General features: G+C 47.3%; 1 pseudogene. It reads right to left on the reverse strand.

What is annotated here, in order from left to right:
* Positions 1-571, reverse strand: a pseudogene (locus R7Q46_RS29005) (DNA repair protein RecN); the annotation flags it as partial.

A 571-nucleotide genomic window follows, 5' to 3' on the forward strand; every position in this document is an offset into this window, starting at 1 on the left:
TTTGCGACAAACATTTGTTGGTGGCCACAACCTGCTACTTGCGGTAAGTGGGTGACGCACATGACTTGAGTCGATTCTCCAAGCTTGCGTAGCATTTTGCCTACTACCGCAGCTGTTGGGCCACTAATACCCACGTCCACCTCATCGAAGATCAAACTTGGCGTATCTACTTTTTGAGCAGTGATCACTTGGATCGCTAGCGAGATACGGGACAACTCACCACCTGACGCAACTTTCGCAATTGGTTGTAAAGGTTGCCCCGGGTTAGTGGAGACCAAGAAGCACACACTGTCCATACCCAATGGCGACGGATGTGTGTTTTCGTTGTTTACTTCAATACTGAAGACGGCTTTTTCCATGCTCAGTTCGTGCATGCTTTGCGTGATCAGCTTGTTCAGTTCTTTTGCGTAACGGCTGCGTGATTTATGCAGCTTTTCCGCTTGAGTCAGGAAGCTTTGGTATTTCTGTTCCACTTCTTGAGCCAATTCATCCAGACGTTCATCAGAGCAATCCAATGCTTCGATTTGTGCTAGAAGGTCTTGGTGATGTTGGTATAACTCATCAGGCATAA

The organism is Vibrio sp. 811 (assembly GCF_033339195.1).